This is a genomic window from Streptomyces johnsoniae (assembly GCF_031845565.1).
Taxonomy (GTDB): domain Bacteria; phylum Actinomycetota; class Actinomycetes; order Streptomycetales; family Streptomycetaceae; genus Streptomyces; species Streptomyces johnsoniae.
This window is the reverse complement of sequence record NZ_JAVREV010000072.1, coordinates 1-464: the sequence shown is the minus strand read 5'-3', so window position 1 is coordinate 464 and position 464 is coordinate 1. Positions and strand designations below refer to the sequence as shown.

General features: G+C 69.2%; 1 protein-coding gene. It reads right to left on the bottom strand.

Features of this window, described 5'->3' with window-relative positions; translation table 11 throughout:
* Positions 1–3: 3 nt before the first annotated feature.
* Positions 4–464, bottom strand: a 461-nt coding sequence (locus tag RM779_RS33320; protein WP_311621541.1) for an LLM class flavin-dependent oxidoreductase, incomplete at its 5' end; no start/stop codon positions are given.

Sequence of the window (464 nt, the reverse complement as noted above, 5' to 3'; positions counted from 1 at the left end):
GCGCTACCTCGACGCCGGGGCCACCGCCCACAGCGCGGCCAGATCCTCCGGCTCGGTCCGGATCGGGCTGAGCGCCACATCGGTGGCCCCGGCGTCGAGGTAGCGCTGCAACTGCTCGCGAACTTGCGCCGCCGACCCGACGGCCGCCAGTTCAGCGACACTGGAAACCTGTTCGCGGGCAATGACTTTCTGATACGACAGAATGGTCTCGTAGAACGCCAGTTGCTGCGCGGCGGCGCTACGGGCGGCGTCCGCGTCGTCGGCGACAAGCGCCGGCACCATGGCCACCACCCGGGGTTGTGGCCGGCCGACCGCCGTAGCCGCCGCGGTGATCGTCGGGACGATAAATTCCCCCACCGTGCGCGGCCCGGCGAGATACGGCAATGTTCCATCGGCCAATTCACCGGTCACCCGAAGGGCTTTCGGCCCCATCGCGGCGACATACACCGGGACTGGGGTACCAC